The organism is Enterobacter sp. UPMP701 (assembly GCF_053709515.1).
The window spans coordinates 803,196-820,014 of sequence record NZ_JBSKJN010000001.1; the positions used below are offsets into that span (position 1 = coordinate 803,196).

The window sequence follows — 16,819 nt, forward strand, 5'->3', positions numbered from 1 at the left end:
ATACTATTTGCTCTGTTTTTAAAAAAACCATCTAACACCGTGCGCTTTTCGCTATTCAGGTGAGAAAATGTAATGTCCCGTTAACAAGCTTGCAACTGTGAGGGGGATCACGTTTAATAGCCACGCTCTTTTCTTGCCTGAAACTCACTATGATTGTTCGTCCTAAACAACACTGGCTACAACTGATTTTTGTCTGGCACGGTTCGGTACTTCCCAAGATTTACACCCGGCTGCTGCTCAACTTCCTGCTTTCTATCGCCGTTATCCTGATGCTGCCGTGGTATACCTCACTGGGCATCAAATTTACCCTGGCGCCATTTAGCATTCTCGGCGTGGCGATTGCGATCTTTCTGGGTTTCAGAAACAACGCCTGCTATTCACGCTACGTTGAGGCTCGCCAGCTGTGGGGGCAACTGATGATAGCGGCACGCTCGCTGTTTCGCGAGGTAAAAAACACCTTGCCTGATGATAAGCATCTGGGCGAGTTTGTCCGCCTGCAGATCGCCTTTGCTAACTGCCTGCGCATGACCCTGCGCCGGGACACCCGCGCCGATCAGCTGGCGCCTTATCTCACTCCTGATGATTTACGTAAAGTGATGGAGGCCAACTCGCCGGCGAACCGTATTTTACTGATCATGGGGGAGTGGCTGGCCGTGCGGCGGCGTAACGGGCAGCTTTCAGACATCCTGTTCCACAGCCTGAACAACCGTCTGAACGATATGTCCATCGTCCTTTCCGGCTGCGAACGTATTGCGACAACGCCCGTACCGTTTGCCTATACGCTGATTTTGCACCGCACGGTGTATCTCTTCTGCATCATGCTGCCGTTCGCGCTGGTTGTGGACCTGCACTATATGACGCCGTTCGTCTCAGCCCTGATCTCTTACACTTTTATCTCGCTGGACACCCTGGCGGAAGAGCTGGAAGACCCGTTTGGGACAGAAGATAACGACCTGCCGCTGGACGCCATCTGCAACATGATGGAACGCGATCTGCTGCAGATGAACGATGAAGAGAACATTCCCGAAAGAATGATGCCGGATAAGTATTATCAGCTAACCTGACGGGCGTTCCACTCGTCGCGGGTGATCTCCCACAGCTCGGAGTCCAGTATCCCGCTGACGTAGGCTTTCTTTTCTGTTCGGATAAGCCGCATGCCGCTACTGTCTGAAATACGACGGGAGCGGCTGTTAGCGGCAGCCTTCGGGGCGCGTAAAACCGGTTTGTTCAGGGTATTAAACCAGTAGTCCGTCGCCGCAATGCTGGCCTCACGCATATATCCCTGTCCCTGAAACTCCGGCGCCAGCCAGAATCCACGGTTATTATCTTCAACGTCGTACAGACAGATAATGCCCATCAACGCATCTGGCACCTCACGACGGCGGATGCTCCAGAACCAGGCAATCCCTTTTGCCATATCCGGCAGCGCGACGTTATTCACATAGTTTTCCGCACCGTTATCCGGGTAGGGCCAGGGCACGGAAGAGACCATATAGCGGACAATCTCCCAGCGCGGATAAAGCGTCTGAATCTGGGACGCATCTTCGGCAACCAGCGGTTTTAAGAGCAAGCGTTCTGTTGTGAGGGTCGGTATCGTCATCCGCCAATCTCCATATTTATGCGTTATGTTTTTGTTTGCGTTCTGGTATTTTCATCTCTATCACATTCTTTCGAGGTATGCTTTGGTTATTCACTACCAAAAATGGGCAACGTCTCTTTGATGGCGAAATTTTGGTTTCATAAGGCGATCAACTTGTAATATGAGGAAAACATGGCTGTCACGGTAAGACCTCTTCGCGAAGACGACTATTCCCACTGGCGACCGCTGTGGGATGGCTACACCCATTTCTATAATTGCTACCTCGATGAGTCCGTCACCGCATCGACATGGGAAAGGGCTCTCTCGGTGCATTCTGCAATGTTCTGCCGGGTGGTAGAGAAGGACCAAAAGGTCATCGGTTTCGCGATGTGCATTCTGCACGAAGGAACCTGGTCAACCGCCCCCATCTGCTACCTGGAAGATCTGTTTGTTGATGCCACCGAACGTGGAGCTGGAGCAGGAAAAGCGCTCATCGATGCCCTGATAGCGGAAGGCAAGCGCGAAGGGTGGTCAAAGCTCTACTGGGTCACCCGGGAGAACAACCCGGCGCGTAAACTCTATGACAAATATGGCGAAGCTGACGATTACGTCCGCTACCGACTCTCCCTTTAAGGCGACAACGCCTGTGTTTGTATCACACTGTATCAGCGTCCCGGATACATACACAGGCTTGCAATAAACCCGCTTTCGCACATATCCGCTATACATTGCAGTGTTGTTATATCCCCGTGAATTGTACTCAACCGGAGATACCAACATGTTTAGCAAACTCGCGTACTCAACTCTTGCATTGACCGTTTCTCTTGGCACCGTGATGTCCTGTCAGGCCGAAGTCACCGGCACAAATTTCGCGGCAGCCTTTGATCATCCGCAGCAAATCAACGCCGGCGATCTGAATGTCGGGTATGTCGACATCGGCCCGAAAAACGGCCAGCCGGTCATTTTATTGCACGGCTGGCCCTACGATATTCACAGCTACGCCGATGTCGCGCCCGCACTGGCGGCAAAAGGCTACCGGGTAATTGTGCCTTCTCTGCGCGGCTACGGCACTACGCGCTTCCTCTCAGCCAAAACGCCGCGCAACGGCCAGCCTTCCGCGATGGCGAAAGATATTGTGAACCTGATGGATGCCCTGAACATTAAACAGGCCGTGTTCGCCGGATATGACTGGGGTGCCCGCACTGCGGATATCGTTGCGGCATTATGGCCTGAGCGCGTTAAGTCACTCGTTTCGGTGAGTGGTTATCTCATCAGCAGCCAGCAGATTGGCAAACAGCCGCTGCCGCCAAAAGCAGAGCAGCAGTGGTGGTATCAGTTCTATTTCGCCACAGAGCGCGGTGCTGAAGGTTATGCTAAAAACACGCATGACTTCGCCCGTTTGATCTGGTCTCAGGCATCGCCTGACTGGAAATTTAGCGACGCTGTCTTTAACGCCAGCGCCAAATCCCTCGATAACCCGGACCACGTCGCGGTGACGCTCAGCAACTATCGCTGGCGCTTAGGGCTGGAAAAAGGCGAGCGCAAATACGACGCCTACGAGCAAAAGCTGGCCACGTTGCCGAATATCACCGTACCGACAATCACCATCGAAGGCGGGAACAACGGTGCGCCGCATCCGGCTCCGCAGGCCTATGCGGGCAAATTTACCGGTAAGTATGAACACCGGACCTTCGGCGCAACCGTGGGGCACAATCCACCTCAGGAAGATCCGCAGGATTTCGTCAAGGCAGTCGTTGACGCTGATAAACTCTGAAATGTGCTATTTTCAGTACGTTACCCTTCGGTCTGGAGAGTTCGGTGGAGCATATTGATCATATCCTTGTCGTCGATGACGACAGGGATATTCGTGAACTGATTGTCGACTATCTCGCTAAGTCCGGCTATCGCGCTTCTGGCGCGGCAAACGGCAAAGAGATGCGCGTCGCGCTGGATAAACAGCATATCGACCTGGTGGTGCTGGACGTAATGATGCCCGGGGATGATGGTCTTACATTGTGCAGGCAGCTACGCAGCGGCAAACATAAAGATCTGCCTGTTCTGATGCTGACGGCACGCAACGAGGAGACGGACAGGATCCTGGGTCTCGAAATGGGGGCCGACGATTACGTCGTGAAACCTTTCGTCGCGCGGGAATTGCTGGCGCGTATCAAAGCGATTCTACGCCGTTTTCGCACGATGCCGCCCAATTTACAGGTAACGGAGGCAGGGCGGCTGGTGATGTTCGGAGAATGGCAGCTCGATACCGTTGCCCGCCATTTAATCGACCCGGAAGGGGTGATCGTGGCGCTCAGCGGGGCGGAGTATCGCCTGCTGCGCGTTTTCCTTGACCATCCGCAGCGGGTGCTGACCCGCGATCAGCTGCTTAACCTGACGCAGGGGCGCGACGCCGAGCTGTTTGAACGTTCCATCGACCTGCTGGTTAGCCGGGTCCGTCAGCGGCTGAATGAAGATGCCCGCACGCCCGCGTATATCAAAACAGTGCGCAGCGAGGGCTATGTATTTACCATGCCAGTGACTATCAAAGAGGTTAACGAATGACGCTCTGGCCACGCTCTCTGCTGGCCCGCCTGCTGATCATTGTGCTTCCCGGCCTGTTGCTGGCCAACGCCCTGAGCCTGACGCTGGTCATGATTGAACGCATGCACAGCGCCCGCACGGTAATGCTCGGTAATCTGGAATACGATGTCGCAACCAGCGTTGCCATTTTAGACCGCTTACCGGCCAATGAACGCGCGGCCTGGCTGCCGCGCCTCGAACGGGGCAATTATCGATACATCCTCGGTCCGGGCGAGCCCGGCAATGCGCCGACGGATAAGCGTTCGCAGGACGCCATCCGTACCTTAAAAGCGACGCTCGAAGCGCAGTACCCGCTCAGCTTCACCGCTGTTCCCGGAGCCATTTCGCACATTCAGGCGCACCTCAGGTTACGCGACGGCGCCCCGTTGACCATTGACCTGATCCCCCGCATGCCGCCGGTCGCCAGCTGGCTGCCCGTTGTTCTTATCCTTCAGCTGTTGTTGCTCGCGACCTGCTCCTGGATCGCCGTACGGCAGGTGATACGGCCTTTTTCGCAATTCACCCGCGCGGTTGACTCGCTGGACCCGGCGGCCAGCACGCCGATGACGGAAAAGGGGCCGCTGGAGGTGCAAAGGGCCGCCCATGCCTTCAACGCGATGCAGACGCGCATCCAGTCTTATCTCAGGGAGCGAGCGCAAATTCTGGCCTCCATTTCGCACGATCTGCAGACGCCGATCACCCGCATGAAGCTGCGCGTCGAAATGGCGGAGCAGCCTGAACTACGCGACAAGCTCTTAAACGATCTTGATAATATGTCGCGCCTGGTGCGGGAGGGTATTGCTTATGCCCGGTCATCAGAATCCCTGGAAGAGACCTCGCTGAAGCTGGAACTGAACGCCTGGATCAACAGCATCGCCTGCGATTATCAGGACATCGGAAAAAACGTGCAATTTCAGGCAGGCGAGAGCCGTTTGCCCATTGTGACGCGCCCGCAGGCGCTTCGCCGGGTGATGACCAACCTGCTGGATAACGCCCTGAAGTTTGGCGAGTACGCCGTCATTGCTATTGATGAAACTTCAACCGGACAGGTTGTTATTCATATTCTGGACGGTGGACCGGGAATACCCGAGGCCGAGCTTGATGCCGTGTTACAGCCGTTTTATCGGGTTGAGACATCACGTAATCGCGATACCGGTGGGACAGGCCTGGGCCTGGCGATTGCTGCGCAGCTGACCGCGCAGCTCGATGGAAAGCTGAAACTGGCGAACCGTACTGAGGGCGGGCTGGACGTCTCCATTTCGCTCCCGCGCCGATAATTGTACGGTTATGTATCTTTCGCTATGACCGATACACAACCCGACAACAAACGCTTTTTAGCACATAACCTGAACATATCAGCACGGTGAAATGACCTCACTGCAGTTTCGCAGGGTATCTGTAAGGTGAAATCACCATGTTTCTGATAATCGCTTTTCTGGGCGGGATGATAAGCCTGCTTAGTCCATGTACGCTCCCGGTTATTCCGCTCCTGTTTGCCGGTTTCCAGGGGCAACGTCGACATATTCTGGCGCTCCTCGCGGGAATGATCGCGATGTTTACCCTGGTGGCGATGGTAGTTACCGCCGCCAGCGAATGGATAGTGAATGCCACAATAATCGGGCGCTGGGTGGCGCTGGTTATGCTTGCGACGGCCGCGCTGGCGTTAATTTTTCCCTCCTTCGCCCAGCGTATCGCCGGGCCTGCGGTCAGCGCGGGAAATATCCTGAATAGCCGAAGCGGCAAGACGCGCGGTATGGTTTCCGCGTTCCTGGCGGGTCTGGCGGTCGGGCTGCTCTGCTCTCCCTGCGCGGGGCCCATTCTGGGCGCCATTTTCAGCATCAATATTGCAGGTCATTCAGCCATCGCCACTGGTGCATTGCTGGCCGCATATGGTAGCGGTTGCGCGCTGATGCTCGGCCTGCTCGTTCTCGGTGGCCGCACGCTGATGGCGCCGCTGAGAGCAAAATCTTCGCTGATGGCAAGGTTACGTCAGGGCGCGGGCGTGGCGATGTTAGCCGCAGTCGCCGTTAACGCCACCGGGATGACCTCAGCGCTGAGAGGCGCAAACGGCATGGCGGATCGCCTTGAAACCACGCTGCTGAATCTGGCAAAACCGGTCGCTCAACCAGCGAAACTTCAGCCGGTCGTCATGACAGAGCCCAGCAGCCAACTGCCTTCGTTAAGCGGTGGAACAGGGTGGGTAAATGGTGACCCTGTCACGTCTGAAGCGTTGCGAGGAAAGGTTGTGTTGATCGATTTCTGGACCTGGGACTGCATCAACTGCCAGCATACGCTTCCGCACGTGCGTGACTGGGCGACAAAGTATCAGCCTCAGGGGCTGGTCGTCATAGGAGTTCACACGCCGGAATACCCCTGGGAAAAACCGATCGCCTCGGTGAAAAACGCGGTCAATAAATGGCAGTTGCCGTACCGGGTCGTAACGGATAACAACTACCAGATCTGGAACGCTTTCGGCAACCAGTACTGGCCCGCGCACTACTATTTCGATGCAAAAGGCCAGCTACGCTATACCTCATTTGGCGAAGGAAATTATGAGCAGCAGGAAAAAGTTATCCAGCAACTGCTCAAAGAGGCTCGTTCATAGCCCCGTTCAGGGCTGACGCTGAGCCACGATAAACAGCCGTGGAAAAGCCAGCAGTATCTGCCCGTTTTCCTGAAGCGGATACTGCTCTTCCAGCATTTCATGATAGCGTTTCAGGAATCGGTGCTGCTCGCTCTCATTGAGTTCCTGGAGCCACGGGCGCAAACCGGTGGCGCTTACCCAGTCAATAATGGCCTGATGGGAGCTCATTTTGTGGAAATAGGTTGTCCGCCAGATATCTACTTCGCAACCGGCCTCCGATAAAATATCGTAATAGGCATGTACCCCAGGCAGCGGCTCCCGACCACGGTCGGGGTAGCCTTGCTCCAGGGCCACTTCACGCATCGCGACATGCGTGGGCTCAAGCCAGTTGTCCGGCATCTGGATCGCCAGCACGCCATTGAGCGTGAGCAGTGACACCAGGTGCGGCAGGAGATCGTAATGGTCAGGGATCCACTGTAGTGATGCGTTCGCATAAATGAGGTTCAACGACTGGCCTGGCTTGTACTGGCGGATATCGGCCTCGACAAAGTGGCAGTCGGGCAGCGCATTACGTGCCTCTTCCAGCATAGCCGGTGAGTTATCGACTCCGGTGATCTGCGCTGACGGCCAGCGATGCCGCAACAGCGCGGTGCTGTTCCCCGGACCACAGCCCAGATCGGCGAGGTTGGCGACATCATTCAGCGGGACTCTGGCAAGCAGCTCGGCGGCAGGGCGCGTGCGTTCAGCGCCGTATTGCAGGTAAAGGGAAGGGTTCCAGTCGGCCATCTTGAGATCTCCGTTGTGCATGTTTCAGCAAGGATAGCACAGGCCGACACCTGCACCGGGACAGGCGTCGGAAGAGGGGCAGGTTACAGAATGCCTTTCAGAGCGACGTGGTAGAGCAGCATGATGGTTTTACCGTCGACAATCTTGCCCGTTTCAATGGCGAGCAAGGCTTCTTCAAGGGGCATTTCCAGCACGTCGATATCTTCACCCTCCGCTTTAAGACCGCCGCCTGCGCTGGTTTTATCCTTCGGATGATACTCAGCAAGATAGAAGTAGAGTTTTTCCGTGACCGATCCGGGGCTCATATACGCTTCAAAGATTTTCTGCACGCTGGAAACCCGAAACCCGGTCTCTTCTTCCGCCTCAGCCTTAATGCGGCTTTCCGGATCCATGTTATCGAGCAGACCGGCTGCCGCCTCAATCAGATCGTCCTCATGGCCATTAATGAATACCGGGAAGCGGAACTGGCGCGTCAGGATCACTGTTTTTTGGTCACGGTTGTAGAGCAGAATCGTTGCTCCATTACCCCGGTCATAAACCTCGCGCGTCTGCCGCTGCCACTCTCCATCGCGTCTTTGCAGGTCGAAAGTGTATTTTTTAAGTACATACCAGTTGTCAGACAGCGTTTCACTGTCAATGATGCGTATATTTGCACGTTTCATTTGCACGTTTGTTCCTCCTTACGTAGAGTTATTATCAATAACAGCACTATCGTGCATTTTCAAGAATAAACATGCAACCTCAGGAATACATGATGCTCACCAGTCAGCGAAAACAATTGATCCTTGAAAAGCTCGGCGTTGAAGGTCAGGTGCAGTCAAAAGCGCTCAGCATTCTTTTTGACGTCTCTGAAGACACCATCCGGCGCGACTTGCGCGAACTGGCGGCAGAAGGGCGTTTACAGCGCGTACACGGCGGCGCGCTGCCGGCATCTTCCGCCGTTGTCCCTTTTGCCGAGCGTCAGTCCGTTAAAATGGATGCCAAGAAAAAGGTGGCGCGGAAAGGTGCGCAGATGATTTCAGCGGGACAGGTAGTGATTATCGACGGCGGAACGACAACCTCTGAGCTCATAACTTTTCTACCGCAAGACTTGCGCATTACCGTGGTGACGCACAGCCCGAGCATTGCCCTGGGGCTTGTCGATCGTCCCGCCATCGAGGTGATTCTGATCGGTGGCCGCTTGTATAAACACTCGATTGTTGCCGTCGGCGCGGCGGCTATCGAAGGTATCGAAAACATTCACGCGGATCTGTTCTTTATGGGCGTGACCGGTATCCATCCTGAAGCAGGGTTGACGACCGGAGATTTTGAAGAGGCGTGCGTCAAACGTGCATTTTCCGGCAGAGCCGCCGAAACGGTAGTCCTGGCTTCACCGGAAAAAATAAACGCGGCGTCATCTTTTGTGATCGGCGATGTGTCGCTGGCGAATACGATTGTGGTTGAAGGCGATACCGATCAAGGCTGGGTTAAGGCGGTATCAGAAAAAGGGGTGTCGGTGGTATTGGCTGGCGCGTGAGCCAGCCAGTAACATCAGGGGAAAGGTATTAAGGGCGGTCAGAGTTTGCTCTAATAATCAGTGCACACGAAATAAGGCACCGGCGCAGTTGTGAAAATCCATGCGCCCTTTTTAATGTTTTTTATTCTGATATGATGGGCAGGAATAGTGTTTGTAAGGTAGAAATCAGGAATATAATGCTCAAGAACGGCCTTATCTTCCGGTGCCACCTCTAAAATACCGTCCGGACTTTGGCTCAGTAAATACTCACCATCCTTTTCACTGTAACGGAACTGCTTTGCTAAACTTACGTCAGATGTCTTTTTTCCGTTTTCATAATATTCGCCGTTAAGCGTCAAAAAGCCCTGACCATCTTCCATGTGGTAGTTTAAAACTGCACTTAACATGTTGTTGTGTTTATGCAGGTTTACATTCGCCGTACAATAGAAACCATCGCTTGAAGTATTACTAAAGCTTCCCAGATAACCCGCCACACCTGAAGTGACAATGACAATAACGGGAATTATATATTTTAACGGAGCCATATTAATAACCACAGTTTAAAAATAATAATCAGAACTGCATAACACATCATCGTTACCTTTTTTCGAAAGCAAGTCTGACGAGCAGCGTAATACTAATGTTTTTGACGCCGGAGGATAATTAAAAATGTACCACCATTTTTGTTCTCCGCATGCGAAATTATTCTTTGCAAGAAAATCATAAAAATACGCATCATCACGTAAAGATTGGTTTCTGTGTATATGACAACTGCCACTCAGCGTCAGCTCAGAGAAGGAAGGGTAAATAAATTTATCGCTCTCCTCTTGCAGTCGTTTTCCAGCTTCAAACCCAAGCAAAGAGAGCACGACCGTAACAAACAGAAGAATCAACATGCCTTTATGTTTTCCTGGAGTTATGGCGTCTTGATTTGCCTGGGGCAACTCATCGATGGCGGGCGTTGCGTGCTGACCCACTGGAGAATGAACATCCGTTGTGTTTTCATTTTCGAGATCTAAAAAACTCTCGGATAAAATCACGAAACCACGCTTCGGGACGGTTTTGATGACATCTCCAGACAATCCTGCTTTGACCAGCTGTTTTCTTAAAATAGACAGGTTCTGATAAATGGCATTGGTTGAAACGTTAATTCCGCGTGATTGCCATGCAAAAGCGTGTAACTCATTGAGTGAGACCGTTTCATCTTTATTCTGCAACAAAGCAAGCAAGCAAAGACTGGCCGGAATGGCCAGGGTTGTCTGCGTCTCTCGCCTGTCAATTTCGAACAATGAATGGGTAGACGAATCATAGATGACTTTGTCTTCAAGAATAAATTTTGCCATATCGGTTCATATGCCATGGTAGTAAACAACTAATAAATCAATAAAAGAATATCATGCAATTTTAGAATGTACAATTGGGCACTCCTGAAAAGGATTCATGAAAAGATCATAGCAGCACGAGAGCGCTGTAACGCCTTGATCTTTAATCAAATCAAGATTCAAAAAACATTCATATTTTTATGAGTTGATTCTCAATCATGGTTTTAAGAATATTAATGACGAAGAAGGATGAGGCCACCAATGCAAAGCTTGCAGGAATATTAAATTGCGTGTTTTACCCCCATGTATAGAGAATGAGTTGTGAGAAGTGTAAATAAAATAAAGTCATATTCCAAAGTTCTTAACGAATTAACCAAAGAGAATTTAACAAAAACACTTCAATTTTATGGTTTTCTGGAGTGTGCGAAAATCCTGCGTTTTCTGTCTATTATGGTGGAAGGCGAGACGGTGGACATGCCTTCACTAAAGTACATACTTGCCAATATAAACGAGTGCATTGATAAGCACACGCGTGATTACAGGGATGACGTTCACCTGAAGTATTTTCATTCCCTATTCGAACTGCGCAACAAAATTGAATATGTGACATCTATTAGCATTAAATAGTACGTCATACTAAATGGATTTTTAAAATTATGTCCGAATCACCGACTCTTTTCACCCGTGAACCTACAGAGAAGTTCTGTATTGTTCTTACAGATAACTATTACCTTTATTCTGGAGTGGTTTCATGCTTGCCGGAACATACATGCGCCCATTTAACTTTCTCCGGTCATAATACCGTCAAATTTGCATGCTCAAGCCCTTTGGTTCTCGTAGATAGCAAAATTTTCTTCTGCCGGTCGTGGGCAAATTTTACGACTCTGTTTGAGCGTTACCCACAAGGCAGGTTTGTTTGGTTGCCTTATGGACCTAAAGAGCGATATTTACGAGACGACGCCTTATCCATACGCTGTTGCGATCTAAGCGACGTCCTGACATTCCGAAGTGCCGTTGAAAGATGTTTAGCTGAGAATGTCATTTCTCTGACAAAAAGGAAGGTCCTTTCGAGGATTGAAGAACGATTTCTGGCCTGCTTTTTAACGGGGATGACGATCAATGAAACGTCGGCGTTTCTGAAAAAACCGACAAGCTATAGCTATGCGCTACGAAGTAAACTAACTGAAATAATTGGCTTAAATAATTCATGTTATCTATCCTTTCATCTGGAGAAAATGTCCGCTTATGTTCTCTACTATAATGTCCTGCACGTTTTATAAAACTTTTTTAAAAACTGCTGAAGTTGTTATTTTTATCTTCTGTTCAGTTACTGCATTACCGGCAACTGCAGACGATGTGCCGATTACAACTTTACATATTAATCATGAACAATATTCTGCTATGGTAGGTCAGAGCGATTATGAATTTCCTGATAAGGTGACCTTACCCCTGGCGGATTTTGTCCTTGGTGATAAAACTCCGCCCGTGAGTTTGCAGGTGGAGTGGAGCGGTAACTGCACGCCGTTAAACGGCACTACAGGTTTAAATATTAGAGTGCAGGGCCTTAGAGATTTCAAAGAGATAGCTGATGGCCTGCAAATCTCCGGCAAGTCAGAACTAAGTCATACTACAAACCTTTGGTTTACAGTCAATAAATCAGCCCAGTCAATGACCCCAAAACAGCAATACGAATGTGATTTATTGGGAACAGAATATTGGCCGAATGTGTTTACCAGACATCCGGTGACTAAACTCATCCTCTCTTTCGATACTGAAAAGTCTGCCTGTAACATTTCAACGTTAGGTTCTTTAGATCTGCCGCCTGTATCAACGCATAATAAGCGTTCGTTTGCTGCATTACCAATCACGGTGTCCTGTAATAATTTCGATTCAGCTCCTAAAGTCTATTTAACGCTAAAAGGTGGGCAGGAAAGTGATGGTGATAGCCTGTACGATGACAATAATGTGACGATGGAAGCGCTGTACAACGAAGCCGGCCAGCGATGGAAAGCTGATGGGGAAATGAAATATGAGGTCGGTGAAGTCGATTCCGTAAAAACAATTACGCCTGTCATAAGCTCAACCATTAAGGAACTGGCTCACGCTGGCTTCTACCGTACTTCAGCGACGATTACGCTCGACGTTGAATAATAAACCTGAGGAGCTCTTTTCTGCACAAAACAGGCCTTTCCACGATGGCGGTAAGGCCTGTTTTTCATTTAATCATTAATGAGATGCGTACCGGATATGAACGTTCTTCTGCATTTCCCTTACCCTGTACACGACATCTTCCCGCTTATTCGTAGGTCATATTCAGCGTGGCTACCCCTGTTGCAGTTCCTGCTTCAACCGGGCTCGCTCCTGTTGGAACCAGTTCAGCCACAAAAGGCATTTCAATAGCGGTCGCGTTCGTCGGCATTTTATATTCGACGGACGAACCTGAGTTCGGCTTCAGAGGAGTATTCTGATCTGGCCCTGCCAGTAAAACAAATGCCACATTTTTAGCGGCGTCTTTCTCCTGCGCGGTATTCGCAAAAGCATCGGGTTTATTTGCGTCGGGGGTGCCTGCTGCAGACACTTCTACACCCGTTACGTTTTGACAGTTTGTAAGCGTTAAAGTGAATTGTCGCTTAGCAATTCCGTTTTCTGTATTCAGTTCTTCCGAACGTACTTTAGCGAAGTCAATGGTAATTCCGTTGGTCGCATTCCAGCTTGGAGTGCACGTTGATTCCGTTACTGTCGCCCGGAATTTAACCTCCGCGCTGGCACCGGGTGCCGCGTAGACATACGCGCCAGATGATGTTGCAAACAGCGCAACCGCAATAGCGCAGGATGAGGCAGTTTTTCTTACATTAAACATCATACTTATTTCCTTCTTGTTTTTGGGATTATGAGTGACTGTGGATTCCCACTGCTAAAATTTGGTATTTGAGGTTAGCGGCACATCTCCTGCGCCTGAGCAAGCGGAGCCGTCAGTACCTTCTCCGGCAGGTTGTAATACACCGTACACTGCTCCTCAGGAGCCGTGCCCCATTTAGCGTTCAACTTCCCGTGAAGCGGCAGGCCCGTTAACCATACTTGACCGTTGTCTCCGACCAGTCCGCTGGCATTGCCACTTTCCGCACTCACTGTCGTTCCGAAAGGCAAAGGCGCGCCATTGTGCGTTAGCGTAAACAGCCCATGGATCCCCCGGTGCGTGATAAAACTGGCCCTGACCACCGCCCCGCGCGTAGGCACAACGCGGGTTACGGCATCATCAATGTCCGTATGGTCATCAAGCCCTCTGATATCCAGGGCAACCCTGTTTTCCCTGTATGGCCCGGCGTACGGTACAACCGTGTAACCACGCCAGTCGGTGTGAATACCGGAGCTGCTTTCTACGGGTATGCCTGAAGCGCCAGGAGCAGAGACCAGAATGCTGGTTTCACCCAACGGCTGGCTCAGGGTCAGACCATGGCTGTGCGCAATAGCCCCACCGGACATGCCGTAGCGGATTTGACGGTAGTTCTGGCTGTAGCCGTATCCCAGCGAGACGTTCCCGGTGCCGCTCTGGTAGCTCAGGCTGGCGTCACCGCTTGTGCTCTCGGCGCGCCCATACCCCTGCGTCACATTCCAGTCGAGGTTGTCATCACCCAGGGCTGTCCCGCTCAGGCCAACCTGGTGGCTGATGTTCCCGTCCGGATTCTGGGTGGCGCTGTAATTGACCATCAGTTGATGGTCGTGGTCAGTGTTAGCCTCATGTGAGAGCAGGGCCAGTAACGGGACTGATGTAGAAAACCAGAGCGTTTTGTCGGCATCAGGCTGGCCGCTGATATGGCTATATCCCCAGGAAAGACTGTAGCTGACAGGACCAAGCGTGCTGCTGAAGCCTGCCTGCACCGTGCTGGATCTGGCGTTGTTCTGCCAGTATGTCTGATGGCTGGCCGTAACGAACAGCGAGCCGAACGCGTCAAACTTTTGTGAGAGGCTGAGCTGGATACGCTCACGCTTATTGTTGTAGAGGCTATAGTGGCTCGCCCAGTTGCGCTTAACCGGCTTGCCATCAGCATCGATCTCATCTTCGTTTTGCAGCCAGCCGGACATCTCCTTCAGTGCGGTATCTGCCAGGGTGTAAAAGCCCTGGCTGGAGTAACGGTAACCGGCCAGCTGAAATGATGTCCCCGTTGATACCAGCGAGCTGCCATACATGAAGCGCAAGGATTGGCCCTGATGATGTGAACCATCCGCAAGGGCACTGTTGGACTGGGTCGCATCGGCTGATACCGCACCCCAATGTCCCATGCTGAGGCCTGTTCCGACTGCCAGAGCGTTGTAATTATCAGCATACTGGACACCCCCGTAAGCCGTGACATTATGGGCCAACCCCCACAGTAACGTTCCCTGCGCAAAGGCCGGGGCAGCATAGCGGTCACTACTGCTGCGGTAGCGTCCTGCAATCAGGGCATAGCGGAGATGTCCCTGACGCTGCAGAACGGGAAGAGAAGAATAGGGCACGGTGAAGCTGCGTTTCGTGCCATCTGCCTCAGTCACCGTGATATCAAGATCGCCGCCTGACGAGACCGGGAAAAGGTCGCGTATGACGAAGGCACCCGGCGCCACAAAGGTCCGATAAACTTCGCTGCCGTTCTGCCGGACGCTGACCTGCGCGTTACTGTTCGCCGTTCCCCGAATGACAGGGGCATAACCTCGCATACTGTCAGGAAACATCCCCTCATCCGTGACAAGTTTGATGCCGCGGAATGAATTAGTATCAAACACGTCCCCGTTGCTATTGCTGTCACCGAGCGTCAATTCGCTTCGCAAAGGAATAATGGTTCGCTGTACATAGGTGCTCAGGTGCTGCCAGCGATGCACATCGCTGGATCGACTGCGGTTATCACTCCATGTGCTGACGTCGCGAAGTCTCCAGGGGCCGAGGTTCAGGCCGCTGGTCAGATTCAGGTAGCTGCTGCGACTGTCACCATAACTGCCCCGGCTATTACTGCCGCTGAACTGATAGCTCAACAATGCCGCATTAATGCCTTCATCCCACTGCTCCGGTGGTATCCAGTCCTGCGGCTGGCTCTTCATTGCCGCCTGCGGGATGCTGATATCCAGACGCATTTTCTGAAAGTTAAAGGCCGTATAGGCCTGCGGGATGAACTGCCCGGGCGATACGCATCGATCTTCAGGCAATGAGGCCAGTCGGGGGAAAGCGGATACGTATACCCCCATGCGGATAAGGTCGCGGCGATTCAGGCACGCCATCAGATCGGTACTGTCGTGAATATCTTCCCGTTGCCCCTCGTCAGGTACAGTGTCAAATCGCAGGGTTTGCGAACGGTAAAAATTGCCGTTCAGATAAATATCTACCGGGTAGCTGCCAGCCATCTGCGCATGGCCAGTCTCAAAACGCGAAAGGTCTGCAACAGCATGCGGATCGTCAGACAGCATGGCTGGATCAAAATGCAGCCCTGCAAAGGCGTTACCGAATATTCCTCCTCCAAGGAGAACGAACAACCGACTGCATCTGAAAGACATATCCTTCACCCGGTAAACTAAAGGCATAACGTCAGAATCAATTGAAGTTATTTAATGGCCGTCTCAATTGCCGGCGTGATGGTGCCGTAATCGTTAACGGTACGGTAAGAAATTGTGCTTCCGTGGCCAGCCGGCAGAGATTCTGTCGCGGTTCCCAGTGGCGAAACCATGAGATCTTTTAACACCTTCCCGCCAGACGTCATCGCTGTCAGCGTCAGGTAATAAGGAGAGGTATTACGGATAACCAACTCCGTACCCTGTTGATGAAACGCCAGTAGAGCAGGCGCCATGTCCGGGGAGGGTTTCAAACCGGAAGGGCGGACAAACATCTTTATTCTGCTTGCAAGGGCGAAATGCAGGACGTCCTTATCGGCTTTGTTGTTGTCATCGATTGAAGGAATGGCTCTTGCAGTAAAGTAATAAAGCGTTTCACGGTCCGTTGGGAGCGCTCCGCCTGTATGAATGATACGTAACGCGTTTTCATTTTTTGGACCGCTAAGGTAAAGCGGGGGCGTAACGATAAAGTCCGCCGTTTTATGCCCTGAGGCATCCTCAACCCAGGACTGCACCAAAAAGGAGTCGGTAGCAGAAGAGTTAACGATCGACAGACTCACCTGCTCAGCGTTCTGCGGATAAACAACCCGCGTGCCCTGAATGGATATACCGCCCTCTGCCAGAGCCGGTTGGGCCAGTCTGGCGCAGAAACCCATAAAAATAATTGCCAGTGTTTTTTTAACGGCATGCCGGGAATCGGAAGACATTATTTATTCTCCTGCCTGTTAATGTCAGAGCGTCAGTAAAATTACGAAATCGTCAGTTTACTTAATCAAAAGGAACTGCACGGGGCGGGAAGTATAATGAAGGCAGAACGTAATGGGCAATATTTCCACAATCACCAAAAACAATTTCATTAACATATAAAGAGACCATGTAATAATGCAGCACTATTACAAAAA

General features: G+C 51.7%; 16 protein-coding genes. 8 read left to right on the top strand and 8 right to left on the bottom strand.

Translation table 11 applies throughout. From position 1 onward, the window contains the following. The first annotated feature begins 149 nt into the window (after positions 1–149). On the top strand, positions 150–1,064 hold the full coding sequence (locus ACWKXT_RS03995) for a bestrophin family protein (RefSeq protein WP_454526821.1): 915 nt from the start codon (positions 150–152) through the stop codon (positions 1,062–1,064). On the opposite strand, the gene ACWKXT_RS04000 is transcribed toward ACWKXT_RS03995, so the two are convergent. Next, complete coding sequence (locus ACWKXT_RS04000; protein WP_454526820.1) at positions 1,052–1,600, bottom strand: GNAT family N-acetyltransferase; 549 nt, start codon at positions 1,598–1,600, stop codon at positions 1,052–1,054. The genes ACWKXT_RS03995 and ACWKXT_RS04000 overlap by 13 nt on opposite strands. A 171-nt stretch (positions 1,601–1,771) precedes the next feature. Here ACWKXT_RS04000 and ACWKXT_RS04005 point away from each other — a divergent pair, with 171 nt between their 5' ends. The 5 genes from ACWKXT_RS04005 to ACWKXT_RS04025 all read left to right on the top strand — a co-directional run bounded on the left by ACWKXT_RS04005 (position 1,772) and on the right by ACWKXT_RS04025 (position 6,761). Next, a complete protein-coding gene (locus tag ACWKXT_RS04005; RefSeq protein WP_454531719.1) occupies positions 1,772–2,212 on the top strand; it encodes an N-acetyltransferase family protein in 441 nt (146 codons plus the stop codon). Positions 2,213–2,357: 145 nt separating this feature from the next. Continuing rightward, positions 2,358–3,353 (top strand): alpha/beta fold hydrolase, encoded by a 996-nt coding sequence (locus ACWKXT_RS04010; RefSeq protein WP_454526818.1) that lies wholly within the window; start codon positions 2,358–2,360, stop codon positions 3,351–3,353. A 44-nt stretch (positions 3,354–3,397) separates the two neighbouring features. Continuing rightward, positions 3,398–4,138 (top strand): response regulator, encoded by a 741-nt coding sequence (locus tag ACWKXT_RS04015; RefSeq protein ID WP_454526817.1) that lies wholly within the window; start codon positions 3,398–3,400, stop codon positions 4,136–4,138. Next, positions 4,135–5,433, top strand: coding sequence for an ATP-binding protein (locus ACWKXT_RS04020; RefSeq protein ID WP_454531720.1), 1,299 nt, complete (start codon positions 4,135–4,137; stop codon positions 5,431–5,433). The genes ACWKXT_RS04015 and ACWKXT_RS04020 overlap by 4 nt, the downstream gene beginning before the upstream one ends. Positions 5,434–5,570: 137 nt before the next feature. Continuing rightward, positions 5,571–6,761: a cytochrome c biogenesis protein/redoxin gene (locus tag ACWKXT_RS04025; RefSeq protein WP_454531721.1), complete on the top strand. Its 1,191-nt coding sequence runs from the start codon at positions 5,571–5,573 to the stop codon at positions 6,759–6,761. Between the two features lie 6 nt (positions 6,762–6,767). Here the strand turns inward: ACWKXT_RS04025 and tam are convergent, their stop codons facing one another. Both tam and ACWKXT_RS04035 read right to left on the bottom strand, forming a co-directional pair. Further along, positions 6,768–7,526: a trans-aconitate 2-methyltransferase gene (gene tam, locus ACWKXT_RS04030; RefSeq protein WP_454531722.1), complete on the bottom strand. Its 759-nt coding sequence runs from the start codon at positions 7,524–7,526 to the stop codon at positions 6,768–6,770. An 83-nt stretch (positions 7,527–7,609) separates the two neighbouring features. Beyond that, the gene (locus ACWKXT_RS04035) at positions 7,610–8,194 is read right to left on the bottom strand and encodes an NUDIX domain-containing protein (protein WP_454526813.1); all 585 of its coding nucleotides are present in this window, start codon (positions 8,192–8,194) and stop codon (positions 7,610–7,612) included. Positions 8,195–8,280: 86 nt separating this feature from the next. On the opposite strand from ACWKXT_RS04035, the gene ACWKXT_RS04040 reads away from it, so the two are divergent. Continuing rightward, entirely contained in the window at positions 8,281–9,042 is a 762-nt protein-coding gene (locus ACWKXT_RS04040) for a DeoR/GlpR family DNA-binding transcription regulator (RefSeq protein ID WP_454527350.1), read from the top strand. A gap of 50 nt (positions 9,043–9,092) precedes the next feature. Here ACWKXT_RS04040 and ACWKXT_RS04045 read toward each other — a convergent pair whose 3' ends face one another. Both ACWKXT_RS04045 and ACWKXT_RS04050 read right to left on the bottom strand, forming a co-directional pair. Next, positions 9,093–9,566, bottom strand: a complete 474-nt coding sequence (locus ACWKXT_RS04045) for a hypothetical protein (protein ID WP_454526812.1) — start codon at positions 9,564–9,566, stop codon at positions 9,093–9,095. 15 nt (positions 9,567–9,581) lie between these two features. Next, entirely contained in the window at positions 9,582–10,364 is a 783-nt protein-coding gene (locus ACWKXT_RS04050; protein ID WP_454531723.1) for a winged helix-turn-helix domain-containing protein, read from the bottom strand. 1,224 nt (positions 10,365–11,588) lie between these two features. On the opposite strand from ACWKXT_RS04050, the gene ACWKXT_RS04055 reads away from it, so the two are divergent. Next, positions 11,589–12,494, top strand: coding sequence for a hypothetical protein (locus ACWKXT_RS04055; protein WP_454531724.1), 906 nt, complete (start codon positions 11,589–11,591; stop codon positions 12,492–12,494). Between the two features lie 145 nt (positions 12,495–12,639). Here the strand turns inward: ACWKXT_RS04055 and ACWKXT_RS04060 are convergent, their stop codons facing one another. The 3 genes from ACWKXT_RS04060 to ACWKXT_RS04070 form a co-directional block, all read right to left on the bottom strand. Continuing rightward, positions 12,640–13,206, bottom strand: a complete 567-nt coding sequence (locus tag ACWKXT_RS04060; RefSeq protein WP_454526809.1) for a fimbrial protein — start codon at positions 13,204–13,206, stop codon at positions 12,640–12,642. A gap of 71 nt (positions 13,207–13,277) precedes the next feature. Further along, positions 13,278–15,863, bottom strand: coding sequence for a fimbrial biogenesis usher protein (locus ACWKXT_RS04065; protein ID WP_454531725.1), 2,586 nt, complete (start codon positions 15,861–15,863; stop codon positions 13,278–13,280). 47 nt (positions 15,864–15,910) lie between these two features. Continuing rightward, the gene (locus ACWKXT_RS04070) at positions 15,911–16,624 is read right to left on the bottom strand and encodes a fimbria/pilus periplasmic chaperone (RefSeq protein ID WP_454531726.1); all 714 of its coding nucleotides are present in this window, start codon (positions 16,622–16,624) and stop codon (positions 15,911–15,913) included. Between the last annotated feature and the right edge of the window lie 195 nt (positions 16,625–16,819).